Origin of the sequence: Anaeromyxobacter terrae (genome assembly GCF_022690685.1) — a bacterium.
Taxonomy (GTDB): domain Bacteria; phylum Myxococcota; class Myxococcia; order Myxococcales; family Anaeromyxobacteraceae; genus Anaeromyxobacter; species Anaeromyxobacter terrae.
The window spans coordinates 13,433-40,367 of sequence record NZ_JALCYY010000046.1 but is presented as its reverse complement, the minus strand read 5'-3'; the positions used below and the strand labels follow the sequence as shown (position 1 = coordinate 40,367).

The 26,935-nt window shown below is 74.7% G+C and carries 23 protein-coding genes and 1 pseudogene; 10 read left to right on the top strand and 14 right to left on the bottom strand.

What is annotated here, in order from left to right; translation table 11 throughout:
• A pseudogene (locus MNY62_RS18560) lies at positions 1-1,133 on the bottom strand (PD-(D/E)XK nuclease family protein); the annotation flags it as partial.
• A gap of 53 nt (positions 1,134-1,186) precedes the next feature.
• Here MNY62_RS18560 and MNY62_RS18555 point away from each other — a divergent pair.
• Positions 1,187-1,717: a hemerythrin domain-containing protein gene (locus MNY62_RS18555; RefSeq protein WP_242345721.1), complete on the top strand. Its 531-nt coding sequence runs from the start codon at positions 1,187-1,189 to the stop codon at positions 1,715-1,717.
• Here MNY62_RS18555 and queD read toward each other — a convergent pair.
• Entirely contained in the window at positions 1,702-2,094 is a 393-nt protein-coding gene (queD, locus tag MNY62_RS18550) for a 6-carboxytetrahydropterin synthase QueD (RefSeq protein ID WP_242345719.1), read from the bottom strand. The genes MNY62_RS18555 and queD overlap by 16 nt on opposite strands.
• 87 nt (positions 2,095-2,181) lie before the next feature.
• Here queD and MNY62_RS18545 point away from each other — a divergent pair, with 87 nt between their 5' ends.
• Genes MNY62_RS18545 through MNY62_RS18535 form a run of 3 tightly spaced genes read left to right on the top strand, consistent with a single transcriptional unit; the run spans position 2,182 to position 3,878 of the window.
• Positions 2,182-2,715, top strand: a complete 534-nt coding sequence (locus MNY62_RS18545) for a rhodanese-like domain-containing protein (RefSeq protein WP_242345717.1) — start codon at positions 2,182-2,184, stop codon at positions 2,713-2,715.
• Entirely contained in the window at positions 2,712-3,179 is a 468-nt protein-coding gene (locus MNY62_RS18540) for a DoxX family protein (protein WP_242345715.1), read from the top strand. The genes MNY62_RS18545 and MNY62_RS18540 overlap by 4 nt, the downstream gene beginning before the upstream one ends.
• 33 nt (positions 3,180-3,212) lie before the next feature.
• On the top strand, positions 3,213-3,878 hold the full coding sequence (locus MNY62_RS18535; RefSeq protein WP_242345713.1) for a class I SAM-dependent methyltransferase: 666 nt from the start codon (positions 3,213-3,215) through the stop codon (positions 3,876-3,878).
• 164 nt (positions 3,879-4,042) lie between these two features.
• Here MNY62_RS18535 and thiE read toward each other — a convergent pair whose 3' ends face one another.
• Positions 4,043-4,660, bottom strand: a complete 618-nt coding sequence (gene thiE, locus MNY62_RS18530) for a thiamine phosphate synthase (RefSeq protein WP_242345711.1) — start codon at positions 4,658-4,660, stop codon at positions 4,043-4,045.
• A gap of 46 nt (positions 4,661-4,706) precedes the next feature.
• Here thiE and MNY62_RS18525 point away from each other — a divergent pair, with 46 nt between their 5' ends.
• Positions 4,707-5,516 carry a hypothetical protein gene (locus tag MNY62_RS18525; protein ID WP_242345709.1) on the top strand — a complete coding sequence of 270 codons (810 nt, stop codon included), beginning with the start codon at positions 4,707-4,709 and terminating at the stop codon, positions 5,514-5,516.
• A gap of 220 nt (positions 5,517-5,736) precedes the next feature.
• Here MNY62_RS18525 and MNY62_RS18520 read toward each other — a convergent pair whose 3' ends face one another.
• Together MNY62_RS18520 and thiS are read right to left on the bottom strand one after the other, a co-directional pair.
• Complete coding sequence (locus MNY62_RS18520; protein WP_242345708.1) at positions 5,737-6,510, bottom strand: thiazole synthase; 774 nt, start codon at positions 6,508-6,510, stop codon at positions 5,737-5,739.
• Between the two features lie 2 nt (positions 6,511-6,512).
• Positions 6,513-6,713 (bottom strand): sulfur carrier protein ThiS, encoded by a 201-nt coding sequence (thiS, locus tag MNY62_RS18515; protein ID WP_242345707.1) that lies wholly within the window; start codon positions 6,711-6,713, stop codon positions 6,513-6,515.
• 162 nt (positions 6,714-6,875) lie between these two features.
• Here thiS and MNY62_RS18510 point away from each other — a divergent pair, with 162 nt between their 5' ends.
• Positions 6,876-8,693 carry a sensor histidine kinase gene (locus MNY62_RS18510; protein ID WP_242345705.1) on the top strand — a complete coding sequence of 606 codons (1,818 nt, stop codon included), beginning with the start codon at positions 6,876-6,878 and terminating at the stop codon, positions 8,691-8,693.
• Between the two features lie 165 nt (positions 8,694-8,858).
• Here MNY62_RS18510 and MNY62_RS18505 read toward each other — a convergent pair whose 3' ends face one another.
• On the bottom strand, positions 8,859-9,023 hold the full coding sequence (locus tag MNY62_RS18505) for a hypothetical protein (RefSeq protein ID WP_242345704.1): 165 nt from the start codon (positions 9,021-9,023) through the stop codon (positions 8,859-8,861).
• A gap of 207 nt (positions 9,024-9,230) precedes the next feature.
• On the opposite strand from MNY62_RS18505, the gene MNY62_RS18500 reads away from it, so the two are divergent.
• Together MNY62_RS18500 and MNY62_RS18495 are read left to right on the top strand one after the other, a co-directional pair.
• Positions 9,231-11,426, top strand: coding sequence for a S46 family peptidase (locus MNY62_RS18500; protein WP_242345702.1), 2,196 nt, complete (start codon positions 9,231-9,233; stop codon positions 11,424-11,426).
• Positions 11,427-11,444: 18 nt separating this feature from the next.
• The gene (locus MNY62_RS18495; RefSeq protein WP_242345701.1) at positions 11,445-14,300 is read left to right on the top strand and encodes a M16 family metallopeptidase; all 2,856 of its coding nucleotides are present in this window, start codon (positions 11,445-11,447) and stop codon (positions 14,298-14,300) included.
• Between the two features lie 61 nt (positions 14,301-14,361).
• On the opposite strand, the gene MNY62_RS18490 is transcribed toward MNY62_RS18495, so the two are convergent.
• Complete coding sequence (locus tag MNY62_RS18490; RefSeq protein ID WP_242345699.1) at positions 14,362-15,018, bottom strand: zinc-ribbon domain-containing protein; 657 nt, start codon at positions 15,016-15,018, stop codon at positions 14,362-14,364.
• 230 nt (positions 15,019-15,248) lie between these two features.
• Between MNY62_RS18490 and MNY62_RS18485 the strand changes: the two genes are divergently transcribed.
• Positions 15,249-18,020: an SNF2-related protein gene (locus tag MNY62_RS18485; RefSeq protein ID WP_408629095.1), complete on the top strand. Its 2,772-nt coding sequence runs from the start codon at positions 15,249-15,251 to the stop codon at positions 18,018-18,020.
• 16 nt (positions 18,021-18,036) lie between these two features.
• Here MNY62_RS18485 and MNY62_RS18480 read toward each other — a convergent pair whose 3' ends face one another.
• From MNY62_RS18480 to MNY62_RS18460, 5 genes are all read right to left on the bottom strand, one after another.
• Positions 18,037-18,981: a hypothetical protein gene (locus MNY62_RS18480; protein WP_242345696.1), complete on the bottom strand. Its 945-nt coding sequence runs from the start codon at positions 18,979-18,981 to the stop codon at positions 18,037-18,039.
• A 39-nt stretch (positions 18,982-19,020) separates the two neighbouring features.
• Positions 19,021-19,947 carry a diacylglycerol/lipid kinase family protein gene (locus MNY62_RS18475; protein WP_242345694.1) on the bottom strand — a complete coding sequence of 309 codons (927 nt, stop codon included), beginning with the start codon at positions 19,945-19,947 and terminating at the stop codon, positions 19,021-19,023.
• 102 nt (positions 19,948-20,049) lie between these two features.
• Positions 20,050-20,499: a 4Fe-4S dicluster domain-containing protein gene (locus MNY62_RS18470; RefSeq protein WP_242345692.1), complete on the bottom strand. Its 450-nt coding sequence runs from the start codon at positions 20,497-20,499 to the stop codon at positions 20,050-20,052.
• Between the two features lie 2 nt (positions 20,500-20,501).
• Complete coding sequence (locus MNY62_RS18465) at positions 20,502-21,806, bottom strand: FAD-binding protein (RefSeq protein ID WP_242345691.1); 1,305 nt, start codon at positions 21,804-21,806, stop codon at positions 20,502-20,504.
• On the bottom strand, positions 21,803-23,440 hold the full coding sequence (locus MNY62_RS18460) for a glycerol-3-phosphate dehydrogenase/oxidase (protein WP_242345689.1): 1,638 nt from the start codon (positions 23,438-23,440) through the stop codon (positions 21,803-21,805). Before MNY62_RS18460 ends, MNY62_RS18465 begins: the two co-directional genes overlap by 4 nt.
• Positions 23,441-23,612: 172 nt before the next feature.
• Between MNY62_RS18460 and msrA the strand changes: the two genes are divergently transcribed.
• Entirely contained in the window at positions 23,613-24,272 is a 660-nt protein-coding gene (gene msrA, locus MNY62_RS18455) for a peptide-methionine (S)-S-oxide reductase MsrA (protein ID WP_242345688.1), read from the top strand.
• A 217-nt stretch (positions 24,273-24,489) separates the two neighbouring features.
• Here msrA and MNY62_RS18450 read toward each other — a convergent pair whose 3' ends face one another.
• Positions 24,490-24,930: a GNAT family N-acetyltransferase gene (locus MNY62_RS18450; protein WP_242345687.1), complete on the bottom strand. Its 441-nt coding sequence runs from the start codon at positions 24,928-24,930 to the stop codon at positions 24,490-24,492.
• A gap of 50 nt (positions 24,931-24,980) precedes the next feature.
• Positions 24,981-26,795, bottom strand: coding sequence for an aspartate--tRNA ligase (aspS, locus tag MNY62_RS18445; protein ID WP_242345685.1), 1,815 nt, complete (start codon positions 26,793-26,795; stop codon positions 24,981-24,983).
• Between the last annotated feature and the right edge of the window lie 140 nt (positions 26,796-26,935).

Sequence of the window (26,935 nt, the reverse complement as noted above, 5' to 3'; positions counted from 1 at the left end):
TCCAGCAGCGCGCCGAGCGGGCTGCCGAGGCCCGCCAGCGCGAGGTAGCTCGAGGCCGCGAGCCGCTCGACCACGGCACGGGTGGGGGCCGCGGCGGCGGCGATCGCGTCGAGCACGGCGCGGACCGGAGGCAGGTCGGCGAGCGCCGGGCCCCGCCCCGCGGCGAACGGGACGCCGCGCGCGGCGAGCGCACGCGCGAGCGACGGCGCCACCTGCCGCGGCGCGGCGGCGATCACGGCGATCTCCTCGGGGGGGACGCCGTCCTGGACGAGCGCGGCGACGGTCCGCGCCGCCGCGTCCGCCTCGCCCTCCTCCCCCGGGGCCGCCACCGCGAGCACGCGGCCGCCCTCCGCCGGTCCCGGTGCGCGGCCGCCGCCGAGGGCCGCGAGCAGCGCGGCCGGCCCGGGCGCGCGACCGTCCCCGTCGATCCGCCCGAGCACGACCTCGATCTCGCGCCGCGCGGCGAGCTCGTGCAGGGCCTCGAGGCGCCTGAGCAGCGGCTCGACGGGCGCGCACACGTCGGGGCGCTCGGGGAAGAACGGCAGGTGAAGCCGCGACCGGCGCGCGCGCGCGACGAGCGCGGAGAGCAGGTCCCACTCGGCGAGGCTCGCGTCGGCGAGCCCCGCGACGACGAGGAGGTCGAGGTCGGCGGTCTCCGGGCAGGTCACCCCGCGCGCCGCCGCGTCGGCCGCCGCGCGCGTCGCGCCGGAGCGATCGAGCGCGCCCGCGCTCGCGAGCCGCGCCTCGAAGGCGGCGAGGACCTCGGCGAGCGCCCCCAGGCGGGCGGCCGCGGCGCCGTCGAGCGCCCGCGCCGCCGCCCGTGCGTCCGCCGCGCTCACCTCCGCGCGCCGGAGCTCCGCGATCGCGGCCGCGAGCACGGCCGCCGTTCCGTCGGCCGCCTCGAGCCCCGCGAACGGGCCGCCCGTGTCGCACGCCGCCCCGGCGGCGACGAGCCGCTCGGCCAGCGGATCCAGGATCGCACGCCCGTCGCCCGCGGCGGCCACGAGCGGGACGACGAGGCGATCGAGCGTCGAGACCTGCGGCCCGAACAGGACGCCGTCCTGCGCATCGCACAGACGTCGCGCAGCCCTCGCCGCGGCGAGGGGCGTCCTGGCGAGGATGAGGGCGGCCACGAGCCGCAGGATACGAGGGAAGGCTGACGGGCCCGTGCGCGTTGACCGGAGAGATGCAGACGCACACCGGCACGAGAAGCCTCGCCGAGGAGGCCGTCGCGGTCCTCCTCGAGTGTCATGGCCGCATCCGCTCGTTCATCGAGCTGGCGGCCCGGCTGGCGACGTCCGAGGAGACGGGGATGGAGGAGGTCGCCCGCGCGGCGGCCTCCGTGCGCCGCTACTTCGCCGAGGCGCTCCCGCTGCACGCCCGGGACGAGGAGGAGTCGGTGCTGCCGCGCCTCGCCGGGCGCGACCGGCAGGTGGACGCCGCGCTCGTGACGATGCACCGGGACCATGCGGGCCACGCGCTGGCGGTGTCCCACGTCATCGCGGTGTGCTCGGAGCTCGCGGCCTCGCCGGAGCGGCGGGCGGAGCTCGGGCCCGCGCTCGCCGCCGCGGTCGCCACGCTCAGGGAGCACTTCTCGTACCACCTCGTCCTCGAGGAGGAGGTCATCTTCCCGGCGCTGCGGACGTTCCTGGGAGACGGGGCGCGAGCGGACCTCGCCCGCGAGCTCCGCGCCCGCCGCGATCACTCCTCGCGGTAGACGGCGAGCGAGCCCTCGTTCTCCCAGACCTCGACCTTCGACACCCGGACCCGGCCGCCCTCGCGCTGCTGCAGCGCGCGGTTCGCCTCCTCGTAGAAGTGGCGCGCCAGGAGCTCCGCGGTGGTGTTCAGCTCGTCGAAGGGCGGCACCTCGTTCACGTTCCGGTGGTCGAAGCGGCCGCCGATGTCGCCGACGAGCTTCTGGAGATCCGCGAAGTCGATCACCATGCCGATCCGGTTCAGCTCGGAGGCGCGGGCGTGGACCCGGATCCGCCAGTTGTGGCCGTGCAGCCGCTCGCACTTCCCGCCGTGGAAGCGGATCTGGTGCGCGGCGCTGAACATGAACTCCTTGGAGATCTCGAAGACGGGGACGCCCATGCGCCGCGCAATATAGCCGCCTTGGCCGGCGAGCGCACCCGCGCTTCGGCGTCGCCGCGGGACCCCGCCCGCGTTACCATCGCCCCCGTGCGAACGCTCGCAGAGGCCGCCCTCATCGTCGCCGCCGGGGCGCTCCTCGGGCTCGCCGGGAACGTCGCGAGCCCGCGGCCGGCGGCGCTCGCACGGCCCGTCCACTCGGCCGCCGAGAGCGGCACCGGGATGTGCGCGGTGGCGGGTGCCGCGCCCGCGGCGAGGGCCCCGCGCATCGCGGTCGAGGAGGCGAAGGGGCTCTGCGACGCGTGCAAGGCCGGGTTCGCCGACGCGCGGGGCGCGAGCGAGTTCGCGGCCGGCCACGTCACGAACGCCGTGCACCTCCCGCCCGCCGGCCACCCGGACGAGGCGGTCGCCGTCGCCGCGCTGCGCGCGTTCCCGCTCGTGATCGTCTACGACGGCGACTACACCTGCGCGCTCGCCGACGAGGTCGCGCACCGGCTGAAGCGCGAGGGGCTCCCCGACGTGCGCGTCCTCGAGGGCGCCTGGCCGGCCTGGGTGGCTGCGGGCGGCGCCGGCGCGTCCGGCTTCTGCCCCGCCTGCCACGATCCCGCGGAGGCCCACCGGTGAACCTGCTCCTCGCCCTCTTCCGCATCGGCCTCGGCGGGACGTTCCTGTACGCCGCGGGGACGAAGCTACCGGACATGGCGGCGTTCGCCGAGACGCTCGCGAACTACCGGCTCGTGCCGCCGTCCCTCGTCCCCGTCGCGGCGGCGGCCGTGATCGGCGTCGAGCTCGCGCTCGGCCTCCTGCTCGTCACCGGGCGGCTCGCCCGCGGCGCCGCGCTCGTGGCGACCGGCCTCCTCGCGGTGTTCACGCTCGGCCTCTCGCAGGCGCTGCTCCGCGGCATCGACCTGCGCTGCGGCTGCTTCGGCGGGAACGAGAGCGCAACTTGGCTCACGGTGCTGCGCGACGCCGGCATGCTCGCCGTCGCGCTCGCGCTGCTCCTGCGCGGCCCGGGGCGGCTCCTCCCACGACGCTCCGCCGCGGCGAGCGAGCCGGACCGCGCCCCCTCCGCGGCCACCGAGGGCTGAACCTTCTCGAGCGGCCGAGGGCTCTCCTCGCGCATGAGCACGCACCGCAAGCACCCGGGCCACGCACACCCCGCGGAGCACGGCCACGACCACGGGCACCCCCATGCGCCTGGCCGCGACCGCCACGGCAACCCCGAGGACCTCGAGGGCTACCTCGCGCGGCTCGAGGATCCTGCCCGCGTCGAGTGGCAGAAGCCGGACGAGGTGGTCGCCGCGCTGGGGCTCCGACCGGGCGGCGTCGCGTGCGACGCGGGCGCGGGGCCCGGCTACTTCGCCCTCCGCCTCGCCCGCGCGGTGGGCCCGACCGGCCGCGTGTACGCCATCGACGTCGAGCCGCGCATGATCGCGCTGCTCGAGGAGCGCGCGCGGGAGGCGGGCGTCGCGAACGTCCACCCGCTGCTCGCGCCCGAGGGCGAGGGGCTGCCGCCCGAGCCGTGCGACGCGATCCTCATCGTGAATACGTTCCACCACTTCCCCGACGGGCCGCGGTACCTGCGCCGGCTCTCGGAGCGGCTCGCCCCGGGCGGACGGATCGTGAACGTGGACTTCCATGCCGGCGAGCTGCCGGTCGGGCCGCCGCCGGACCACAAGGTCTCGCGCGAGGACTTCCTCGCCGCCGCGCGCGCGGCCGGGCTCGACGTCGCCGAGGAGCGGACGTTCCTGCCCTACCAGTACTTCCTCGCGCTCCGGGTCGGTTGAACGGGGGCTGCGCCCCCGCCCCGCCGACGGCTGGACGCCGTCGTCGGGGCCCTACCCCTGCTCGCCGGGTCCCGTGCGCCACCGCGAGCGGCTTCGCCGCGGTCGCGGCGGCGCCCCGGCGGGCTCGCTTCGCTCGCCTGTTCGTGAATCATGATTCGGTCCGTTCAACCCGCGCCGGGCAGCAGCGCACTGACCGCGCCGGCGGGATCGTCGCCCACGAGCCAGGCGCGGATCGCCGCGACGCCGTGCGCGCCGGCGGCGAGCAGCTCGGGCACGCGCGCGGGCGTCACCCCGCCGAGCGCGATGACCGGCAGCCCCTGCGCCGCGGCCTCGCGCAGCACCGCGAGCCCGATGGGCGGCCCGTACGCGCGCTTCGAGGGCGTGTCGTACACGGGGCTCACCGTCGCGAAGCTCGCGCCGGCGTCGCGCGCGCGGCGCACCTCGGAGACCGAGTGGCAGGAGACGCCGACGAGCGCGTCCGGCCCGAGCAGCCGGCGCGCGTCCGCGGCCGGGATGCCGGCGGAGGGCAGGTGTACCCCGTCGGCGCCGGCAGCCCGCGCCACGTCCAGCCGGTCGTTCACGATGAGGCGCTGCCCCGCCCCGCGGCAGACTGTCTGGAGCGCGCGGGCGAGCGCGAGCAGCTCGCGCCCGCCGAGATCCTTCTCCCGCAGCTGGACGAGCACCCGGCCGGGCGGCAGTCCGGCGAGCGCGGCGGAGACGCGCGCGGGGAGATCCCGCGCGAGCCTGCGATCCGTGATCAGGTGGACAACGGGGACGCCCATCCGTAAGCTCGCGTGCGCACGCCATCCTGCTCCCAGAGGTGATCACGTGTCGAGCGACCTTCACAGCTTCCTCGCGTTCCTGGAGGAGCAGAAGGCGAAACAGGCGAGCCGCTTCCCGACGGTCAAGTACGAGAAGGTCCTGTCCTTCATGGGCACGACCTCCCTCGCAGGGACGTTCGCCGCCGTTTCGGTGAACCGGATCCGCGAGCTCGAGCCCGGTCCGACGGGACGCGACCTCGAGATCCGCCTGACCGGTCCGATCGTGCGCCGGCCGCAGAAGGGCGAGTGCCTCACGGTCCACATGACGCGGGTCGAGCAGTACCAGGGCTACCAGGTGAAGACGCGCCCGCTCTCGCCCGGCGCGACCGAGCGCGATCTGCTCGAGGACCTCGAGGGCGGAGCGGTGCTCGTGAAGGGCGCCCAGATCTTCACCGTCCACCACAGCCCCTACACGCTCAAGTTCTTCGAGAACGTCCCGTTCGAGGAGCTGCAGGAGACGCTCGCGGGCGTGCGGTACGCGCTCGTCGGCGTGGGCGAGACGGCCAACATCTCGCCGCGATTCATCTTCCACCACGAGGTCGACGGCGAGCGGCTCGCGCTCTATCACGGCGACGGCCTCGCCCTGAAGACGTACATGAACCTCAAGGCGAACCGCCACGAGACGCGGCTCGTGCTCGACCTCGACGACTTCAGCGGCTGGGAGCTGCAGGGCGTCGTGGAGGAGTTCGCTCCGCACCAGCACCCGGAGGCCTACGAGCGGATCTGCCAGGGCTTCAGCTCGGGGAACTGGGGCAAGCCCTCTCGCGTGTTCCGCTCGCAGATCCAGTCGATCGCGCGGATCGCGCCGGTGGGTTGAGGCGAAGCGGGAGCGCCTTCCTCGAGGAGGCGAGTGCTCCGACAGTGAGCCGAGGGAGGGGCCCCGCGCAACGCGCGGGGAGGGGCGAAGCCCCTCCAGGCGGGGAACCTGCACGCACCCGCGAAGCGGGCGCCCGGGCCCCGGCCCCCGGGGGGGGGGGGGGGGCGCCGGCCGCCGGGCGCCCCCCCGGGGGGGGGGCGGGGGCGCAGCCCCCGTGAGATCAGCTCCCTATGAGCCCCGTCATCGGGCTCGACGCGGAGGCGTGCAGCTTCATCGGGATCCTGCCGGCGAGGTGGGCCTTGCGTCCCGCCTCGACGCCTCCCCGCATCGCCTCCGCCATGAGCACCGGATCCTTCGCCTCGGCGATGGCGGTGTTCATGAGGACGGCGACGGCGCCGAGCTCCATCGCGAGCGCGGCGTCGCTGGCCGTGCCGACGCCCGCGTCGACGAGCACCGGGATCTTCACCGTCTCCATGATGATCCGGAGGTTGTAGGGGTTCCGGATGCCGAGGCCCGAGCCGATCGGCGCGCCGAGCGGCATCACCGCCGCGCAGCCGACGTCCTCGAGGCGCTTCGCCGTGACCGGGTCGTCGTTCGTGTAGGGCAGCACCGTGAAGCCCTCCTTCACGAGCACCTCGGCCGCCGCGACGAGCCCGACCACGTCCGGGAAGAGCGTGCGGCGATCGCCGATCACCTCGAGCTTCACGAGGTCGCCCATCTCGAGCTCGCGCCCGAGGCGCGCGGTGCGAATCGCCTCGTCGGCCGTGAAGCACGCCGCCGTGTTGGGCAGGAGCTTCATGCCCTTCGGGATCCACTCGAGGAGGGACGCCTCGCCCGTCTTGGAGAGATCGAGCCTGCGGACCGCGACGGTCACGACCTCGGCGCCCGACGCGACGAGCGCGCGCTGCATGGTGGGGAAGTCGGGGTACTTGCCCGTCCCGACCAGGAGGCGGCTCGTGAAGGTGTATCTGCCGATGCTCCAGGTGTCCGCCATCGCTACCCTCCACCGACGAAAGCGACGATCTCGATCGAGTCGCCCGATCCGATCCGCTGGGACTCGTAGCGATCCTTCGTCACGACCGCGTCGTTCACCTCGACGGCGACGCGCTGCGCCTTCACGCCGAGGTGGCCGAGCAGCCCGGCGACGGTCACGCCCTCCGGGACCTCCCGGAGCTCCCCATTCAGTCGCACCTGCATGCCGAGCACACTTAGAACGGTGGCGCGCGCGCGTCAACGCGCCCCCGGCATTCGCCGCCGGCGCCCGCGGCGCGCGACGCGGCCTGCCGCGCGCCTCGAGCTTGCTTAGGTATTCCCGGAGTGCCCGCGACAGCGCCCAGCCCTCGGGATCAGCTCCGGCAGGTGGGCACCGCCCTCGCCCGCATCGCCGAGGGGGTCGTGGTCGCCGACAGCGCGGGCGGCGTCGTCTTCGCGCACGCGAAGGGCCGGACCTACCAGGCCGAGGCTACGCCCGGCCCGCCGGCGGAGGAGGAGGCGGACCGGCTCGGGCTCTCCACGCTCGACGGGCGTCCGCTCGCCTTCGCCGAGACGCCGCTCGGGCTCGCGCTCCGCGGCCGCAGCATCGTGGACGCGCTCATCCGGGCGCGCCGCCCGGACGGCACCGACGCGGTCGTGCGCACGTGCGCGGCGCCGATCCGGGACGCGGTCGGCCGGCCCATCGGCGCCTACGCCATGCTCCACGACGTCACCGAGGCGCACCGAGCCGAGGCGGCGCTCAGGGAGAGCGCGGCGCACCTCCAGGCCATCTTCCGGGCCCAGCCGGACCTGTACTTCCAGCTCGGCGCGGACGGGACGTACCTCGCGTGCATCCCCGGGCGCGCCGCCGACCTCTTCGCGGCGCCCGAGCACCTGCTCGGTCGCCGCGTGCGGGACGTCCTCCCCGCTCCGGCCGCCCGGCTGTTCGAGGACGCCATCGGCGAGGCCATCCGGACCGGCGAGGTGCGCACGATCGAGTACCCGCTCCCGCTGCCGCAGGGCGAGCAGCACTTCGAGGCGCGGATCGTGTCCCTCTCCGAGCGGGAGGTCGTCGCGGTGGTGCGGAACGTGACGGAGCGCGTGCGCGCCGCCGAGGCGCTGCGGCGCGTCGCCGCCGCGGAGTCGACCGCCCGCCGCGCGGCGGAGGAGCGCGAGGGACAGCTGCGGGCGATCCTCGCGGCGCTGCGCGAGGGGGTCACCGTGGTCGACCGCCGCGGCGCCGTGATCCTGCGGAACCGCGCCGCGTGCGAGGCGGTCGGGCTGCGCGACGGCGAGGCGCCGGGGCCCGAGAACCTGTCCGTCGCGCGACCCGGCGGCGAGCCCGTGCCCCCCGCCCAGTGGCCGATCGAGCGGATCCGCCGCGGCGAGGAGTTCGAGGACGAGGAGCTCGTGGTCACCCACCGCGACGGCACGACACGCAGGGTCGTCACGGGCGCGCGGGTCGTGCGGGACGAGACGGGCGAGACCGTGGCAGGGATCGTCGTCTCGCGCGACGTGACGGAGCTGCGCCGCCTCGAGCAGTCCCGCGAGGACCTCCTCCGGACCGTCTCGCACGACCTGCGCACGCCGCTCTCCGTCGTCCTCGGCTCCGCGAACGCGCTCGCGCGCCAGCTGGAAGCCGGGTCGCTCGTCCGCGAGGGCGAGCAGGTGGCGCGCATCACCCGGAGCGCCCGTCGGATGGCGTCGCTCATCTCCGACCTCGTCGACTCGGCCCGCTACGACGCCGGCCGGCTCGAGCTGCGGCGCGTCCCGACGCACCTCGGGCGGCTCGTCGAGGCCGCCCTGCGAAGCCTCCCGGCCGGGCCGTCCGGCCGGGTGCGCGTCGTGGCCTCCGAGGACGTGCCGCCGGTGCAGGTCGATCCCGCTCGCCTCGAGCGCGTGATCGTGAACCTCCTCACGAACGCGCTCAAGTACTCCCCGCCGGACGCGCCGGTCGAGGTGAGGGTGTCGAGGGCGGACGGCGAGGCGGTGGTCTCGGTCTCCGACCGCGGCGTGGGCGTTCCGCCCGAGGAGCTCCCGCGGCTGTTCGAGCGCTACTACCGGGCGCGCTCCGCCGGACGGACGGAGGGGATCGGCCTCGGGCTCTACATCGCGCGGCAGCTCGTCCTCGCCCACGGCGGCCGCATCTGGGCGGAGAGCAGGGTCGGCGCGGGGAGCACGTTCGCGTTCGCGCTGCCGATTTGATGCCCCGTCGCGACGGGCGACGGCGCGGGGGCCGGGGGGGGGCCCCCCCCCCCCCCCCCCGGGGGGGGGGGGGCGGGGCGGCGCCCGGGGGCGGGGGGGGGGGGGCCCCCCGGGGGGGGGGGGGGCCGGGGGGGGGGGGGGCGCCCCCCCCCCCCCCCCCCGCCGCTAGGTGCGGACGACGATCGGCGCCGCGTAGCAGACGAGCTGTGGCTCGTCGTCCACCGGGGCGAGGTGGGCTGCCGCCTCGGACGGCGTGGGCGTCATCATGACGCTGAAGAGGAACGCCGCCTGGAACGCGAGAGCGAGAGCGAGAAGCGCGAGACCCTTCATGATCCGTGACCTCCGTCGCAGGGGTCTACGCTCACTCCCCGTCGCTATTTCGCGCCGGCCCTGCTCGCCCCGCCGGGGCCGGCGCCGTCACGAACGCAGGCGACCCGTCTCTGGCCGGGCTGGCGCCGAACGCGCGCCGTCTCGCTTGCCCGCAGCCCTTGTGCGTGGTTACGTCGCCAAGCCCCCCCCGAAGAGGAGATCACGATCGTGAAAGCTCGCCTCGCAGCCCTGCTCGCGCTCGCGCTCGGCGCCTCCGCCCGCGCCGACGAGGGCATGTGGATGCCGCAGCAGCTCCCCGACCTCGCCGACCGCCTCGAGAAGCTCGGCTTCACGGGCGACGCGCGGCAGTTCGCGGATCTCACCGGCCAGCCCATGGGCGCCATCGTCTCGCTCGGCGGCTGCAGCGCCTCCTTCGTCTCTGCCGACGGCCTCATCGCGACGAACCACCACTGCGTCATCGGCGCGCTCCAGTTCAACTCGACGCCGGAGCGGAACCTGCTCGAGGAGGGTTTCGTGGCGCGCTCCCGCGGGGAGGAGCTCTGGAACGGGCCGGGCGCGCGCGTGTACGTGACCGTCTCGGTGAAGGAGGTCACGGACGAGATCACGGGCGGCATCGAGCCGCAGCTCGGCGACGCCCAGCGCGGGAAGCTCATCGAGCGGCGCGTGAAGCAGCGCACCGCGCGCTGCGAGAAGCCGGGGATGCGCTGCACGGTCGCGTCCTTCTTCGAGGGGGCGCGCTGGTTCGAGGTGGCCCAGCTCGAGATCCAGGACGTGCGGCTCGTCTTCGCCCCGCCGGGGAACGTGGGGAACTTCGGCGGCGAGACCGACAACTGGATGTGGCCGCGCCACTCCGGCGACTTCTCGTTCTACCGCGCGTACGTCGGCAAGGACGGCAGCCCGCGGCCGCACGCGAAGGACAACGTCCCGTACCACCCGAAGCGCTGGCTGAAGGTGTCGCCGAAGGGCGTCGCGGAGGACGACCTCGTGTTCGTGGCGGGCTACCCCGGGCGCACCCAGCGGCTCAAGACCTACCGCGAGGTGAAGGAGCAGATGGAGTGGGCGTACCCGGGCACGGTGCGGCGCAACCGGGACCTCCTCGCGATCCTGGAGCGGCTCTCGAAGGAGTCGAAGGAGACCGCCATCCGCGTGAACCCGCGCGTGCGGGGGCTCGCGAACTCGATGAAGAACCGCGAGGGCGTCCTCGAGGGCGCGGCGAAGGGCGGGCTCCTCGAGAAGAAGGCGCAGGAGGAGAAGGCGCTCGTCGCGTGGATCGACGCGGACCCCGCGCGCAAGGCCGAGTACGGAGACGCGCTCGCGGCGCTCGACCGGATCCAGGCGGAGAAGGAGCGGACGCGCGAGCGCGATCTCGTGTTCCAGTCGCTCACGTCGAGCTCGTCGCTCCTCTCCGCCGCCCGCACCGTCTGGCGGCTCGCCGACGACCGGCCGAAGAAGGACCTCGACCGCGATCCGGCGTTCCAGCAGCGCGAGTGGCCGCGACTGCGGGAGTACCTCGAGCGCCTCGAGCGCAGCCTCGACCTCCGCGCCGACCGCGCGCTCCTGCGCTACGCGCTCGTCGAGGCGGCAGCCCTCCCCGGCGACCAGCGCATCCCGCCTCTCGACGCCGCCATCGGGCTCGCGCCCGGCGCGCCCACCGACGAGGCCGGCCGGAAGATCGACGCCTTCCTCGACCGGCTCTACACGGGGACGGAGCTCGCCGACCGCAAGACGCGCCTCGAGCTCTCCGAGCGGAAGACGACGAAGGAGCTCGCCGCCCGCAAGGACACCTTCCTCGAGCTCTTCGCGGCGCTCCGCCCGTTCGAGCGGCAGCTCCGCGAGGAGCAGTACGCGCGCGACGGCGCGCGCTCGCGCGTGGGCCCGGTCTACGCGCGCGCCCTCCTCGCGAAGGCGGGCGGAGTGCTCGCCCCCGACGCGAACAGCACGCTGCGCGTCACCTACGGCGTCGTGAAGGGCGTCTCGCCGCGAGACGGCCTCTTCTACCGCCCGCAGACGACCCTCGCGGGCGTGCTCGCGAAGCACAAGGCGGGCGACGAGGAGTTCGACGTCCCCGCTCCCGTCCGCGAGGCGATCCGTGCGCAGCACGCGCGCGGCGCGGGCCCGTACGTCGACCCGAAGCTCGGCGACGTGCCGGTGGACTTCCTCTCCAGCGTGGACACGACGGGCGGCAACTCCGGGTCGGCGGTGCTGAACGGCCGCGGTGAGCTCGTCGGGCTGCTCTTCGACGGGACGTGGGAGACCATCGCCTCCGACTTCATCTTCGACGCGCCGTCGACCCGCTCGATCCAGGTCGACTCGCGCTACCTGCTCTGGTTCCTCACCGACGTCGCGAAGGCGACGAACCTGCTCGAGGAGCTCGACGCGCCGATCGCGGTGGGCGCCCGCTAGACGCCCGAGGTGAACTCCATGCGCATCCCTGCCCTCCTCCTGTCCCTCGCCTTCGCCCACGCCGCGCCCGCGCTCGCGGCGCCGCCGGCCAAGGAACCGGGGGACGTCCTCACCTTCAAGGCCGTGGAGCGGACGCTCCCGAACGGCCTCCGGGTGCTCGTCGTCCCGACCGGCTTCCCGGACCTCGTCTCGGTCCAGATCCCGATGCAGACGGGATCGCGGAACGAGGTCGAGCCGGGCAAGTCCGGCTTCGCCCACTTCTTCGAGCACATGATGTTCCGCGGGACGAAGGCCTACCCGCCCGACGCCTACCAGGCGATCGTGACGCGGATCGGCGCGCGCCAGAACGCGTACACGTCGGACGACGTCACGAACTACCACATGACGTTCGCCAAGCAGGACCTCGAGAAGGTCCTCGAGATCGAGGCGGACCGCTTCATGAACCTCGACTACTCCGTCGCGGCGTTCAAGACGGAGTCGCGCGCGATCCTGGGCGAGTACAACAAGAACGCCTCGAACCCGCTGCAGAAGCTCGAGGAGGTCCAGCGCGACAGCGCGTTCCGCGTCCACCCGTACAAGCACACGACGATGGGGTTCCTCGCGGACATCGAGGACATGCCCAACCAGTACGCGTACTCGAAGACCTTCTACGCGCGCTGGTACCGGCCGGAGCACGCGACCGTCGTGATCGCCGGGGACGTCGACCCGCAGAAGGTGCTCCCGCTCGTCGAGAAGTACTTCGGCAGGTGGCAGCGCGGGTCCCACCGCGTGGAGATCCCCGCCGAGCCCGCGGCGCACGGCCCGGTCTACGCGAACGTCCCCTGGACCACGCCGACCTTGCCGTGGGTGGCGGTCGCCTTCCACGGGCCGGCCTTCTCCGACGTGAAGAAGGACTGGCCGGCGGTGGACCTCCTCTTCGACCTCCACTTCGGAGAGACGAGCGACCTCTACAAGCAGCTCGTCGTGGAGGAGCAGAAGGTGGACGCGCTCTTCGCCGACTCCGGCGCCAACGTGGACCCGGGGCTCGTGACCGTCTACGCGCGGCTCAAGTCTCCCGCCGACGCGATCCACGTCCGGGACGCCATCCTCCGCACCTTCGCGCGCGCGCGGTCCGAGGCGCCGGCGGCGGCCCGGCTCGCGGAGCAGAAGGCGCACCAGCGGAGCGCGTTCCTGCGCGGCCTCGACTCCACCGAGGCCATCGCCGGGAAGATCGCCCGCTACGCGATGTACGCGCGGTCGTACGGCACCCTGAACCGGCTCTTCCGCACGTACGCGGCGCTCACGCCGGACGACCTCCTCGCGACCGCGCGCCGTTACTTCACGGACGAGCGCCTCGTCGTGACGACGCTCGCGAAGGATCCGCTCCCGGCGGGCATCGAGCGGACGCCGGCGCTCGCGGCGGTCGGCGGCGCTCCTGCCCAGGCCGGCGCCGCCGGGGCGGCGGCCGGCGAGGTGCCGGTCGTCGCGGTCCCCTCGAAGCTCCCGATCGTCACCGTGAAGCTCCTCTTCGAGGCGGGCAGCGCGCGGGATCCCCGGGGCAAGGAGGGGCTCGCCGGGCTCGCCGCGGCGATGCTCGCCGACGCCGGCTCGCGCCGGATGCGCATCGACGAGATCCGCGACGCGCTCCACCCGCTCGCGGCGAGCTTCGAGGCGCAGGTCGACAAGGAGCTCGTCACCCTCACCGGCACCTTCCCGAAGGACGGGTGGGAGCGCTTCGCCGACGTCGCGCTGCCGCAGCTCACCGACCCCGGGTTCCGCGAGGAGGACTTCCGGCGCGTGAAGGACGACCGGATGAACGCGCTCGTGCAGGACCTGCGCGAGACGAACGACGAGGAGCTCGGGAAGGAGCGGCTCCAGGCGAACGTCTTCGCGGGCACGCCGTACGGGCACCCCGCGCTCGGCACGGTCGAAGGGCTCCGCGCGGTGACGCTCGACGACGTGAAGGCGTTCGTGCGCGCGCACTACACGCGCGCGAACCTCGTCGCCGGGCTCGGCGGCGACGCGCCCGCGCCGCTCCGCGCCCGGGTGCAGGCCGAGCTCGCGAAGCTCCCCGCCGGGGAGAAGCTCGCGCCGACGACGATCGCCGCCCGGCGTCCGAAGGGGATCGAGGTCGAGATCGTCGAGAAGGACACGCCCGGCGTGGCCATCTCCTTCGGGCACCCCCTCGACGTCGTGCGCGGCCAGCCCGACTTCGTCGCGCTCTGGCTCGCGAAGACCTGGCTCGGCGAGCACCGCTCGTCGAGCTCGCACCTCTACCAGCGCATCCGCGAGGAGCGCGGGATGAACTACGGCGACTACGCCTACGTCGAGGCGTTCCCGCGGGGCATGTTCCAGTTCTTCCCCGCCCCCAACGTCGCCCGGCGCGCGCAGCTCTTCGAGGTGTGGATCCGGCCGGTCGTGCCCGCCAACGCGCAGATGGCGATCCGGATCGCACTCCACGAGCTCGGCCGCCTCGTCGACCAGGGGCTCACGGAGGAGGAGTTCGAGGCCACGCGCGAGTACCTCATGAAGAACGTCTTCGTCATGACGGCGCGCCAGGACCAGCAGGTCGGGTACGCGCTCGACTCGCGCTGGTACGGCACCCCGGAGTTCACCCGCTACATGCGCGAGGGGCTCGCGAAGCTCCACCGCGACGACGTGAACGCCGCGATCAAGCGGCACCTGTCGGCGAAGGACCTCTCGTTCGTGATCGTGGCGAAGGACGCGAAGGCGCTCGCCGAGGCCCTCGTCGCCGACGGCGTCTCGACCGTCAAGTACGACGCGGAGAAGTCCCCCGCGCTGCTCGAGGAGGATCGCGCGATCGGTGCGACGCGGCTCGGCATCCGTCGCGAGGCCGTGCGCGTGACGCCGGCGTCGGAGGTGTTCGCGCGCTGACGGGCGCCCGCCTCGCTCCCCTCGGGCGGCCCGCGCCGCGCTCGAGGGGGGCGGCCGCGCTTCACGTCCGCAGCGTCATCCACGCCGCGATCGCGGCGAGCAGCGCCAGCACGGCGACCGCCGCGAGGAGGACCCGGCGGCCCGCGCCGCTCGCCGCCTCGTCTTCGAGCCCGAGGGATAGTCGCCGCCGCTCCGGGCGCGGCGCGTCCGCGTGCGGCGGCGTCCCCCCCTCCTGCTCGGGCGCGACGGCCGCGACGGCCTCGCCGCTCGGGATCGCCTCGGCCCCGCCGGCGGCCGGCGCCGCCTCGCTGACTGCGCGCAGGAAGGGGTCGTCGGGGAGCACGGGCTCGGTCTCGTCGGGCCTGCGCGGCGGCGCGGGGAGCGCCGCCTCGACCGGCGCGAGCTCCGCCTCCGCCTCCGCCTCCGTCGCCTCGGGCGCGGGCCCGCCTCGACCGGGCACCGTCTCCGCACGCGGCGGGGGCGCGACCGGCGCGGCCGCGCGCTCGGGCTCTTGCGACGGCGCCCGCAGCGGCGGAGGCGCCGGGGGCGGCTCGACGCTCCGGAGCCGCGCCTCGGCGGCGCGCGTCGCGGGGGCGGCCGCGGGCCCGCGCACGAGGATCACGTGCCCACACCGGCAGCGGACGCGGTACACGCGCCCCGGCGCCGGCTCGTCGACGCTCGCGAAGCGCTTTCCACAGGAATCACAGACGAACTTCAATCCTCAAGCTCCCATCGTCGAGACCCGTCCGCGACGGTACATCGGGACTGCCCCGGGGATCGAGTTGCTGCTACAGTGCCCGCCGGTATCAAGGGATACCGCCGTTCGCTCCGCCGCGCTCCTCGCGCGCGAGGCGGCGGCCGGGTGGGACGGCGCACGGCGCACGGCGCTCGCGCGTGCTCGCGATCGCGCAGCCGGACGCAGGCGCCGGGCACGGCGGTGGAGGCGGGATGGGCGGGGTGTCTCAGGTGGTGTCGCGTTCGAGGTCCGAGAACAAGCCCCAGCTCACGCAGTTCCACCAGCGAATCGCCGCCGAGACGCTCACCGCGCGCGGCGGCGGTGGGACCAGCCGGCTCGTCGGGGCGCTCGCCCACTCCGCCGTCGACCTCAACCCGCACCAGATCGAGGCCGCCGCCTTCGCGCTGGCGGCGCTCCCGACCGGCGGCGCCGTGCTCGCCGACGAGGTCGGCCTCGGCAAGACCGTCGAGGCGGGCATCGTGCTCGCCCAGCTCGCCGCCGAGGGCAAGGCGCGCGCGATCATCCTGGTGCCCGCCTCGCTCCGCGCGCAGTGGCGCGAGGAGCTGCGCTCCAAGTTCGGCCTCGACGCCGAGGTGGTCGACGGCGACTCCGTGCGCGAGAAGGAGCGGCAGGGGCTCCGCACGAACCCGTTCGACAACGGCGGGATCGTCATCTGCTCGCATCCCTTCGCCGCGCTCCGCCAGGCGGACATCGAGCGCGTGCCCTGGGACGTCGCGGTCATCGACGAGGCGCACCGGCTCAGGAACGCGTACCGCAAGGATCACCGCACCGGGCAGGCGCTCCGCAAGGCGCTGCGCAAGGCGCCGAAGCTGCTCCTCACCGCCACGCCGCTCCAGAACGACCTCATGGAGCTGCTCGGCCTCGCCGCGTTCATCGACGACGCGCTCCTCGGCAACGAGGAGGCCTTCCGGTCGCAGTACGCCTCGGGCGAGCTCACCGAGGACAAGGCCGCGGATCTCAAGTCGCGCCTCGCGCCGGTGTTCATCCGCACGCTTCGCCGCCAGGTGAAGGAGTACGTGAAGTACACCGCGCGGCGCTCGATCGTGGAGGACTTCGCGCCGACCGCCCAGGAGCAGGAGCTCTACGATCGCGTCTCCGAGTACCTGCGCCGCGACGACGCCTACGCCATCCCGGCGGCGCGCCGTCAGCTCTTCGTCCTCGTCTACCGGAAGATCCTCGCCTCCTCGTCCTTCGCGCTCGCCGCGACGCTCGACCGGCTCGCGGACACGCTCGACCAGAAGATCGCGGGCGTCGAGTGCTCCGCCCAGGCGGAGCTGCTCCTCGAGATGGACGGGTTCGCGGAGGAGGTGGAGGAGCTCTTCGACGACGGGGGCGCCGCCGCCCGGCCGAAGGGCCAGGTCGCGCTCCGCAAGATGAACGACGAGCTCTCCGAGCTGCGCGCCTGCGCGCGCCTCGCCCGGGAGATCAAGGTGAACGCGAAGGGCGACGCGCTCGTGCGCGGGCTCGATCGCTGCTTCACCGTCGCGAAGGCGTGCAACTGGCCGGACAAGGCGGTCGTCTTCACGGAGTTCCGCCGCACGCAGGACTACCTCGCGCGCCTGCTCCAGGCGAAGGGCTACTCCGTCACCTGCCTCTCCGGCGACGTGGGCGGGACGGACAAGCGCCAGGCGCTCGTCGAGGAGTTCCGGAACCAGAGCCAGATCCTGATCATGACCGAGGCGGGCGCGGAGGGGCTGAACCTCCAGTTCTGCAACCTCGTCGTGAACTACGACCTGCCCTGGAACCCGCAGCGCGTCGAGCAGCGCATCGGCCGGTGCCACCGCTACGGCCAGCAGCGCGACGTGCTCGTGCTGAACTTCCTCAACCGCCAGAACGCTGCCGACAACCGGCTCTACGACCTGCTGTCGCAGAAGCTCGCGCTGTTCGACGGCGTGTTCGGCTCCTCCGACGAGATCCTCGGCGCGCTCGGCACGGGCATCGACTTCGAGAAGCGGGTCCTCGACATCTACCAGTCCTGCCGCTCGGGGGAGCAGATCGACGCTGCGTTCCAGAAGCTCCGCGGCGAGCTCGACGACCGGATCTCCGCGCGCTACGCCGCGGCCCGGGCGCTCCTCTTCGAGCGCTTCGACGGCGAGGTACGCGGACGGCTGCGCGTCTCCGAGCAGAAGGCGAAGGAGGCGGTGGCGAAGCGGGAGGCGGACGAGGACGCGCTCGTGTCTGCCGTCCTCGAGGACGAGCCGCCCCGCGCGGCGGAGGCGGAGCCGGAGGCGCCGGAGCCCCCCGCGAAGGGCCGCACGAAGCGCGCGAAGCTGGTGCGCGAGGCCGCCGAGAAGGTCCGCGCGCGCCCGCAGGACGCGGTCTCGTTCCTGGAGCTCCCGGCGGTGAACCTGCCCGCGAAGCTCGGCCGCCTGGCGGGCCGCGAGGGCTGGTGGTTCGCCTACAAGTTCAGCTTCGACGCGCTCGTCTCGGAGGAGCGGGTCGTCCACCTCGTCCTGTGGCACGACGGCGAGCGGTTCCACGCGCTCACGCCCGAGGAGGCCGAGGCGTTCGCGGCGCTCCCCGCCGAGGAGGCGAAGGCGGGCCCGCGCGGCGCGACCGTGTCCATCGGGAGCGCTCAGGAGGAGGCGCTGCAGGCGATCCACGCCCGCCTCGTGCAGGACCTCCAGGAGCGGATCGCGACGTCGTACGACGAGGCGCGCGACCGCTGGGATCGCTCGGTCGAGGACGCGCTCGCGTCCCCGCGCAAGTCCGTCGACGACGCGCGCGCCGCCTGGGCCAAGGCGCGGGGCGCGCTGCACGACCGCTCCGAGACGCCGCTCCGCGACCGCCGCGCGCTCTGCGAGCGCGCCGAGCGCGAGTACCGCCGCAAGCTCGACGACCTGCGCGCGACCGAGGGCCACCGCTACGCCGAGAAGGACCGCGCCATCGCGGACCTCCGGAAGCGCGCGGAGATCCGCGAGAAGCGCACCCTCGTGGCGACGGCGTACTGGCGCGCGCCGTAGGTAGCCGCGGGTCTCGCTAGCGCTCGGCCCCGGGCGAACCCGCCCCCTTCGCCGAGACGAGCTCGAACCGGATCGGCACCGCCCCGGCGGCCCCACCCGCCGGCCCGATCGCGCGCACCACGCACGCGGCGAGCTCGGCGTCGCCCACCGAGTCCGCCGCGATCGCGGCGCGACCGCCGCCCACGTGCGCGACGATCACGCCGTCGAGGGCGGGGGCGCGCCGGAGCGCCTCGCCGTAGCAGGCCTCGAGCGCGCTCGCGCGGTCGGCGACGCGGCGGCGCGCCTCGGCGGGGCCGGCGACCGGAGCGCCGACGGTCACGCGCGGCCTCGCGCCGAGCGCAGCGGTCGCGAGGGGCCGCTCCGCGGCGGCGCCACCGGCCGCGATGGCCGTGTCGGAGTTCGTCCAGCGCCAGGCGATGGGCTCGACGGGGAGCGTGAACCTCGTCCCGCGCGCCCCCGTGCCGCAGGCGGCGTCGTCCGGCAGCGCGAACTCGAGCCGGAGCACGAGCAGGCCGGCGCGCTGCGCCTCGACGAGCCGGCGCGCGGTCGCGGCGTCCACCTCGACGGGCAGGCCGGAATCCAGCGCGGGCCAAAGCCGCGCCGTCCCCTCCGCGATGGGGAGCTGGGCCGGCTCGACCAGCGCGAGGACGCCTTGCCCCGCGTCGTAGGCAAGGCCGAGGGTCGCCGCGGGCACGGACGCCTCGTAGCGTCCGGCGAGGGCGCGGTCGCGCGCGACGTCGTGCGCTCGCTCCGCGTCTCCCCGCGCGACCGCGTCGCCCTTCACCCGGAGCCGCTCGACCGGCGCGAGCGACGCGCAGAGCCGCTTCACGTCGTCGGGGTCGGCGAGGCGCGTGGGCGCGCCGGCCGGGCCATCCGCCCTGGGGGCCGGAGCGGCGGGGGCGTCCCCGACCGGGCCGGGCCCGGCGAGAGCGAGGAGCAGGGAGGCGAGCGCTGGGACCATGGCGCGAGGGTAAGCACGCGCCCGTTCACCGTGAGGCGACTAACCCACCCGGATCCGGAGCGCCCCCGGCAGGATCTCGAAGCGCGCCGGCAGGGTCCCGGGCGCCTCGCCGTCCACGTCGAGCAGCACCCGCGCGTCGCCCACGGGCTCCACCTCGACGGTCCGCGCCCGCAGCACGCGGGTGTTCGGGAGCCGCACGTGGGTCCCGTCATAGAGCATCCGCTTCTTGGTGATGAAGTCGGCGATGCCGAAGCCGGACCAGATCACGACGTCGAACAGCCCATCGTCCATCCGGGCGTCCGGGGCCACCTGCATGCCGCCGCCGAAGAAGCGGCCGTTGCACACCGAGAGCGCGGTGATGCGCTGCTCGGTCCACTCCCCTCCGTCGGCGCGCCAGCGGACCTTCTGATCGGCCCAGCCGACGAGCGCGCGCGCCGACGCGAGCATGAACGAGAGCTTCCCGCTCGGGAGGCGAAGCCCCTCGTTCACGAGCCGCGAGACCTCGCCGGAGATGCCGCAACCGGCGACGTTCGCGAAGTGCTGGACCTTCGTCGTCCCGTCGTGCGCGGCGAAGGTGATGCGGCCGAGGTCGCACACCGCCACCTTCGGGCAGGCGAGCGCGCGCGCCGCCGAGGCCACGTCGCGCCCGATGCCGAGGGTCTTGCAGAGATCTCCCCCGGTGCCGCGCGGGATGTAGCCGAAGACCACGTTCGCGGGCGGCGCGCCGAGTCCGTCGACGAGCCCGTCGATGACCTCGCTCGCCGTGCCGTCGCCGCCGACCGCCACCACGAGCCCCGCCCCGGCCGCGACGGCCTGACGCGCGAGCCGCGCGCCGTCGCCGGGGGCGACGGTGAAGGCACACTCGAACTCGCCGACCTCGGCGCGGACCGCGCGCGCGATGGCGTCGAAGTGCCGGCCCGTCCGGCCAGCGGCGCTGCGGGGATTGACGACGAGGAAGGGCTTCACGCGCGAGAGGATAACAGGCGACCGGCCGGCGCGCGCCGCCGCGACGGCGGGGGACGCGTCGGACCCGTGCCGCACCGCGGCAGGAGCGCGGCCCTCCCGGCGTCAGCCACGGTCCCCCTGCGCCGGCGCGGCTCCCTCCCCGAGGACCTTCGCGCGCAGGTGACGGACGATCCGCGAGATCGGCACGCCCGTCGGGCAGAGCGCGTCGCACCCGTCGCAGCCCGCGCACGCCGCGAGCGCGGAGGTCGCGAGCGGCAGCTCGGCGACGCTCCGCGAGTAGAGCCGGAACGCCGCGTGGAGCCCGAGCGCGCGCACCGCCGGCGCCGCCACCGCGAGCTCGCACCCGAGCTCGCACAGGCCGCACGCGACGCACGCGGACGCGGCCTCGCCGATGGCGCGGTCCTCCGGCGTGGTCGGCCCGAGCCCCTCCGCGACGTACGCCGCCCGGAAGCGCTCGAGCCCCGTCCCGCGCCGCCGGAAGAGCCGCCGCAGCGGGTGCGCGACGAGCGCGCGCCAGGCGAGGTACGAGAGCGCGCCGGCCCGCGTCGCCACGGTCACTCCCCTCCCCCGGGCCGCGCCGCCGCGCGCCCCGCGAGATAGCCGGTCAGGATCGCCACGCCGAGGCCGGTGCCGTCGCTCGCCTGCTCGTGGCCGCCCAGGACCGCGCCCGCCGCGAAGAGCCCATCGGCGGCGGGCCGTCCGCGGCCGTCGAGCGGCCGGAGCAGCGCGTCCACCCGCAGGCCCGCGGAGAGGAGCGGCTGCGGCCCGCTCCGCGCGGCGCCGGTGAGCGACGCCGCGGGTCGCGCGGCGAGGTCGACGCCCGCCTCGCGCCCCTCCGCCGCCTGCACCGGGAGGCCGAGCACCGGCTCGCGCAGCGTGCCGCGCCGCACCACCCCGCCGCCGACGAACCGGCCCGTCGCGAGCACCCAGCGCGGAGCGGTGATCTCGTCGGCGCCGACCATGGCGGGCTTGCCCGGGCCAGCGCCCTGCAGCGCGCCCTGCACCACCTCGACGCCGGCCGCGGCGAGCGCCGCCTCGAGCGCCGCCTGGAGCCGCACGCCCGGCACGCTCGGGACGTCCGCGAGCAGCTCCGCGACCGGGATCCCCGCCGCCGCCGCGACGCGCTCCGGCACGCGCGCCTCCGGGCGGAGCCCGAGCACCGGCGGGACGAGCGCCGCGCCCGCCCCGGCGGGGAGCGCCGCCCGGATCGCCCTCCCGAGCGCCTCGGCCGCGCCCGGCGGCTCGAGCGCGCGGGCCAGCTCGTGCGGCCGGAAGAGCCCCACCTCGCCGAGCCCAGGGTCCACCTCGACCGCGAAGGCGCGCGGCCCGCCGCGGGCGCGGTAGCGCTCGAGCCCGGCGGCCGCGAGCGCGGCGTCGAGGCCGAGGTGCCCGCGCAGGCCCGCGACGACGAGCGCGCCGTCCACTGCGAGGAGGTCCCCCGCGGCCTGCGAGCGCTGGCAGAGCGCGGCCGGGACCGCCGTGCCGAAGGGCGTCGCGAGGAACCGCGGACGCTCGAGCGGCGGCGCGAGGAGCGGCGCGAGGACGCGCGCCGCGAAGGCGAGCGCCTCGGGGAGCGCGCCGAGGCGCTCGCCGAGGACGGCGTAGGGATGATCGGGCCGGAGCCGCGCGAGGCGCCGGGCGGCCTCGAGCGGCTCGCGCGCGGCGCGGAGCGGCTCGCCCGGGAGCGCGAGGGGATCGGGCGCGACGCCGATGGCGCCGGAGGAGAGCGCGGTCGCCCCGGGTGCGCGCCGGGCGAGCACGACGCGCGCGCCCGCCTCGCGCGCCGCGAGCGCGGCGATCGCCCCGGCCATGCCGCCGCCCACGACGAGCACGTCCGCCGCGACGGCCCGGGGGCTCACCACGGAGCACCCGCGGCGGCATGCGCCCCGCGCACGAGCTCCTCCTGCACGAGCTGCGCGCCGTCCAGGATCGGCCGGCGCTCGCGCCAGCCCGCGTCGAGCAGATCGGCGAGCTCGGCGCGGACCTGCTCCGGCGACCACCCGAGCTCGCGGGCGGCGAGCTGCGCGGCGACGCGCGCGCAGTCGAGCCCGGCGCACGCGCCGACGGCGAGGCGGCAGCGCCGGCGCAGGTCCTGGAGCCGCCGCACCTGCTCGTGCCGCACGCAGTGGACGACCTCCGCGGCGAGGATCCCCTCGTCGCGGCAGAGGACGAGCCCGAGGCGCGGATCCTCCTCGAGGAGCCGGAGGATCTCTCGCGCGCGGCCGCCGTGGCGATAGACGAGGCGCGCTGCGACGGGCGCGGCCACCGGGTGCGCGCGGGCGAGCGCGGCCGGATCCGGGACCTCGTCGCCGCCCGGGAGCGGCTCCTCGTGCGTCCGGCACGGCACGGGCGCGCGCCCGAGGAGCGCCACGATCCGGTCGGTGGCCTCCTCCGCCTGGGCGCGGTAGCTCGCGAGCTTGCCCCCGACGAGGGACAGGAGGCCGGCCCGGCCGTACGCGGCGCCGTCGTGGAGCTGGTGCTCCCGCGAGAGCGCGTCCTCGTTCGGCCCGTACGCGTAGATGGTCGTGCGCAGGCCGCACCACGCGCGGGTGATGCGCGCGTTCCTCACGCCGGGGAGGAGCGAGGCCGCTCCCTCGACGAGGTACTCGACCTCGTCGTTCGTCGCCTCGAGGTCGTCGGGGTCGCCGTAGTAGTCGTCGTCGGTGGTGCCGACGATGGACTCGCTCTCGTGCGGCATCACGAACATCTGGCGCCCGTCGACCGCCGAGAGGATGACGCCGTAGTTGGAGTAGCGCCGGTCGAGCGTGAGGTGGACGCCCTTGCCCGGGCGCATCGGCACCGCCGCGCCGCTCCGGCGGGCGAGCGCCGGCGACCACGCGCCCGTCGCATTGAACACCACCGGCGCGCGCGCCTCTCCCTCCTCGCCCGTGAGCGCGTCGCGGAAGCGCACGCCGCGCACGCGCCCGCCCTCCGCGAGGATCTCGCGCGCCGCGGTCCAGGTGCGGAGCTCGGCGCCGTGCGCGCGCGCGGAGAGCGCGTTCAGGGCGCACAGCCGGAACGCGTCGATGCCCCACTCGTCGAGCGTCACGGCGCCGCGGAGCCCGGGGCGCAGGCCCGGCTCGAGCCGGTACAGCTCGTCGGCGGAGAGGCGCGTCGAGGGCTTCCCGCGCTTCAGCGGCTGGAAGAGGTCGTAGGTCCCGACGTAGACCTCGGTGGCGTACCAGGCCGCGCGATCGCGCAGCGTCGCGCCCGCCGCCCGCGTCGTGAACGGCATGAGGAACGGGATGCGGAAGAGCAGGTGCGGCGCGATCCGCTGGATGTACCCGGAGTCCCTGCACGCGAGCGCGGTGACGTGCCTGTCCGAGAGCATGTAGCGGATCCCGCCGTGGATCATCCCCGACGAGTTGCCGCTCGCCCCGACGCCGAAGTCCGCCTTCTCGAGGAGCAGGACGCGGAGCCCGCGCATGGCGCAGTCGCGCGCCGTGCCCGTCCCGTTCGCGCCGCCGCCCAGGATGATGACGTCGTAGTCCATGCGGGGTTCCGCGCCGCCGCGGCCAGCGTAACGCGCCGCGGCGGGCCGACACCCGTAATCTGCTGGGCCCGCGCACGCCCGCCAGCCTGCTCCCCCTACCGGGGCGGTTCGGTCGCCCCGCCCGTCCCCCGAGCCCGGCCCGATTAGATCGGGACGCGGAGGAACGAGGACCATGTTCGGAAAGCCGCTCACGCTCCCCACCCCCGCCGAGGCGCTGCCCGGCCGCGACGAGGAGATCGAGGTCCCGGAGCTCCACTTCGTGAACGGGAACCGGATCGTACCTCCCTGGCCGGAGGGCCACGCCGTCGCCGACGTCGGGCTCGGCTGCTTCTGGGGCGCGGAGCGGGCGTTCTGGAGCCTCCCCGGCGTGTACGCGACCGCGGTCGGATACCAGGGCGGCCTCACGCCGAACCCGACCTACCGCGAGGTCTGCACCGGTCGCACCGGGCACGCCGAGGTGGTCCGCGTGATCTACGACCCGACGCGGATCTCCTACGAGGAGCTCCTGCGCGCGTTCTGGGAATCGCACGACCCGACGCAGGGGATGCAGCAAGGGAACGACGTCGGGACCCAGTACCGCTCCGCGATCTACGTCCACTCCCCGGCGCAGCGCCGCGCCGCCGAGGCCTCGCGCGACGCGTACGCGGCCGTGCTCCGCAGGGCCGGCTACGGCCCGATCACGACGGAGATCAGCGACGCCCCGCGCTTCTACTACGCCGAGGCGTACCACCAGCAGTACCTGGCGAAGAACCCCGGCGGCTACTGCGGGCTCGGCGGCACCGGGGTGAGCTGCCCCGTGGGAACCGGCGTCGCGGCTGCGGGGACGGCTTAAACGACAGTTCGCGATTCGCGATCACCTGCGGTGACGCGAATCCCGCTGTCGTTTAGCTATGTTCTAACGGGGGCTGCGCCCCCGCCCCGCCGAGCAGAGCTCGTCGGGGCCCCACACCAGCTCGCCGGGTCCCGTGCGCCCCCGCGGGCGGCTTCGCCGCTATCGCGGTGGCGCCCCGGCGGACTCGCTTCGCTCGTCGTTTACGCGCCCCCGAGGCTCAGGGCGCGAGCCGCTTGCGCATGAGGACGTGCGGGACGCCCTCCTCCAGGAAGACCTCACCCTCCCGGACGAAGCCGCGGTTGCGGTAGAACCGCTCCGCCGGAAGCTGCGCGTGAACGGTCAGCTCCGCGACCCCGCGCAGCCGCGCCATCCGCTCGAGCTGCTCGAGCACCGCCGCGCCGACGCCGCGGCTCCGGTGCGACGCCGCGGTCGCCTGCCGTCCGAGCCGGCAGGTGCGCGAGTCCAGCCGGACGATGCGCCCGGTCCCGACGCAGCGTCCGTCCGGAGCGAACGCGACCACGTGATCGGCGCTCGTGTCGTGCGCGTCCCGATCGAGCGGGCGCGGGATGTTCTGCTCCTGCTCGAACACCGCGCGCCGGAGCGCGAAGGCGGCGTCGCGATCCTCGGACGTGGAGGCGAAGCGAACGAGGAAGTCCATGGCTGGAACGGTACCGGAACCGCAACGGCGCGCGCCAGCCCTGCGCGGCCCTACTTGCCTGGGTCGTACGTCGACTTCACGTAGACCTCGCGGAGCTGCTTCGCGTCCACGTCGCCCGGCGCGCCGGTCATGAGGTCCGTGCCCTTCTGAGTCTTCGGCCAGGCGACGACGTCGCGGAGCGACTCGGCGCCGGTGAGGAGCATGACGAGCCGGTCCATCCCGAGCGCGATGCCGCCGTGGGGCGGCGCGCCCATCTTGAGCGCGTCGAGGAGGAAGCCGAACTTGTTCTTCGCCTCCTCGTCGGAGATCCCCATCGCCTTGAACACCCGCGCCTGGACGGCCGGATCGTGGAGGCGGATCGAGCCGCCGCCGATCTCGAACCCGTTCAGCACGAGGTCGTAGCGGTAGCAGTTCACCCGGCCGGGATCGGTCTCGAGGTACTGCACGTCGGTGTCGTGCGGGCGCGTGAACGCGTGGTGCGCCGCGGCCCACTGGCCGGACTGCTCGTCGAACTCGAAGAGCGGCGGGTTCACCACCCACAGGAAGCGCCACTGGCCGCCGGAGCCGTACTCCGGGATGAGCCCCATGCGCTTCGCGAGGTGCACGCGCAGGTTCGCCATCACGGTGTGGACGACCGACTCCTTCCCGAACTGGAAGAGGAGGAGGTCGCCCGGCTGGGCGCCGCAGGCGGCGTTGATGGCCTGGCGGAGCGCGGGCGTGACGGTCTTCGCGAAGGGCGACTGCGTCCACTCGCCGCCCTCGCCCACCTTGGCGCGGGCGAGCCCCTTCGCGCCCATGCCCTTCACGTACTCCTCGAGCTTGTCGATCTCGGTGCGCGAGAAGTTCGCCGAGGCGGGGACGCGCAGCGCCTTCACGATCCCCTTCGCCTTCACCGCCTCCTCGAGGAGCGGCAGGCCGCCGCCGTCGTGCTGACGGACGAGGTCGGTGAGGACGACGTGCGGCATGTCGAAGCGCAGGTCCGGCTTGTCGTTGCCGTACTTCGCCATCGACTCGTCGAAGGGCATGCGCAGGAACGGCTGCGGCAGCTCGACGCCCAGGATCTCCTTCCACAGCCGGACGACGAGCCCCTCGATCACGTCGAAGATGTCGTTCTGCTCGACGAAGGACATCTCGACGTCGATCTGCGTGAACTCGGGCTGCCGGTCGAGCCGGAGGTCCTCGTCGCGGAAGCAGCGGACGATCTGGAAGTACCGATCGAAGCCCGCCATCATGTAGAGCTGCTTGAAGAGCTGGGGGCTCTCGGCGAGCGCGTAGAACTTGCCCGGGTTGAGGCGCGAGGGGACGAGGAAGTTGCGCGCGCCGCCCGGCGTGTACTTCACCATGAAGGGCGTCTCGAGCTCGAGGAAGCCCTTGTCCGTGAAGTGGTTGCGCGTGAGGTGGTTCACGCGCGCGCGCGTCATGAGGGTCTTCTGGAGCGGCGCGCGGCGCAGGTCGAGGTAGCGGTACTGGAGCCGCTTCTCCTCGCTCGTCTCGATCTTGTCCTCGATCGGGAACGGCGTCGGCTCGGAGCGGTTGAAGATCTCGAGGTCGGTCGCGTGGACCTCGATCTCCCCGGTCTTGAGCTTCGGGTTCGCGTTCCCGCCGCGCGAGACGACCTTGCCGCGGACCCCGACGCAGTACTCGAGCCGGAGCTGCCCCGCGAGGTCGTGCACCTCGGGGCGGACGTCCTCCTCGAACACCACCTGCGTGACACCCGCGCGGTCGCGCAGGTCGATGAAGACCGCGCCGCCGTGGTCGCGCCGGTTGTTCACCCACCCGAACAGGACGACGTCCTTGCCGATGTCGTCCCTGGTGAGATCACCACAGGTGTGGGTTCGCTTGAGCTCGGTGATGAAGCGCGACAATGTCAGCCTCCCTGGCGTGGGATCAGGCAGCTAACACCGCGGAACCTGGGAGGTCAAGCGCCGGAACAGCCCGTTTCGCGCGTCGCGAAGCCCCTCCGGCGGTGCCGGGCGCGCGCCCGCCGGCCCGACGCGGCGCTTAC

What these genes read in the sequence shown, in the direction of transcription:
- MNY62_RS18505 (WP_242345704.1), bottom strand. Translation starts at nt 9,023, where the DNA reads ATGAAGGGTCTCGCGCTTCTCGCTCTCGCTCTCGCGTTCCAGGCGGCG.
- MNY62_RS18485 (WP_408629095.1), top strand. Translation starts at nt 15,249, where the DNA reads ATGGGCGGGGTGTCTCAGGTGGTGTCGCGTTCGAGGTCCGAGAACAAG.
- MNY62_RS18460 (WP_242345689.1), bottom strand. Translation starts at nt 23,440, where the DNA reads ATGGACTACGACGTCATCATCCTGGGCGGCGGCGCGAACGGGACGGGC.
- thiS (WP_242345707.1), bottom strand. Translation starts at nt 6,713, where the DNA reads ATGCAGGTGCGACTGAATGGGGAGCTCCGGGAGGTCCCGGAGGGCGTG.
- msrA (WP_242345688.1), top strand. Translation starts at nt 23,613, where the DNA reads ATGTTCGGAAAGCCGCTCACGCTCCCCACCCCCGCCGAGGCGCTGCCC.
- queD (WP_242345719.1), bottom strand. Translation starts at nt 2,094, where the DNA reads ATGGGCGTCCCCGTCTTCGAGATCTCCAAGGAGTTCATGTTCAGCGCC.
- MNY62_RS18495 (WP_242345701.1), top strand. Translation starts at nt 11,445, where the DNA reads ATGCGCATCCCTGCCCTCCTCCTGTCCCTCGCCTTCGCCCACGCCGCG.
- MNY62_RS18480 (WP_242345696.1), bottom strand. Translation starts at nt 18,981, where the DNA reads ATGGTCCCAGCGCTCGCCTCCCTGCTCCTCGCTCTCGCCGGGCCCGGC.
- thiE (WP_242345711.1), bottom strand. Translation starts at nt 4,660, where the DNA reads ATGGGCGTCCCCGTTGTCCACCTGATCACGGATCGCAGGCTCGCGCGG.
- MNY62_RS18535 (WP_242345713.1), top strand. Translation starts at nt 3,213, where the DNA reads ATGAGCACGCACCGCAAGCACCCGGGCCACGCACACCCCGCGGAGCAC.
- MNY62_RS18450 (WP_242345687.1), bottom strand. Translation starts at nt 24,930, where the DNA reads ATGGACTTCCTCGTTCGCTTCGCCTCCACGTCCGAGGATCGCGACGCC.
- MNY62_RS18555 (WP_242345721.1), top strand. Translation starts at nt 1,187, where the DNA reads ATGCAGACGCACACCGGCACGAGAAGCCTCGCCGAGGAGGCCGTCGCG.
- MNY62_RS18520 (WP_242345708.1), bottom strand. Translation starts at nt 6,510, where the DNA reads ATGGCGGACACCTGGAGCATCGGCAGATACACCTTCACGAGCCGCCTC.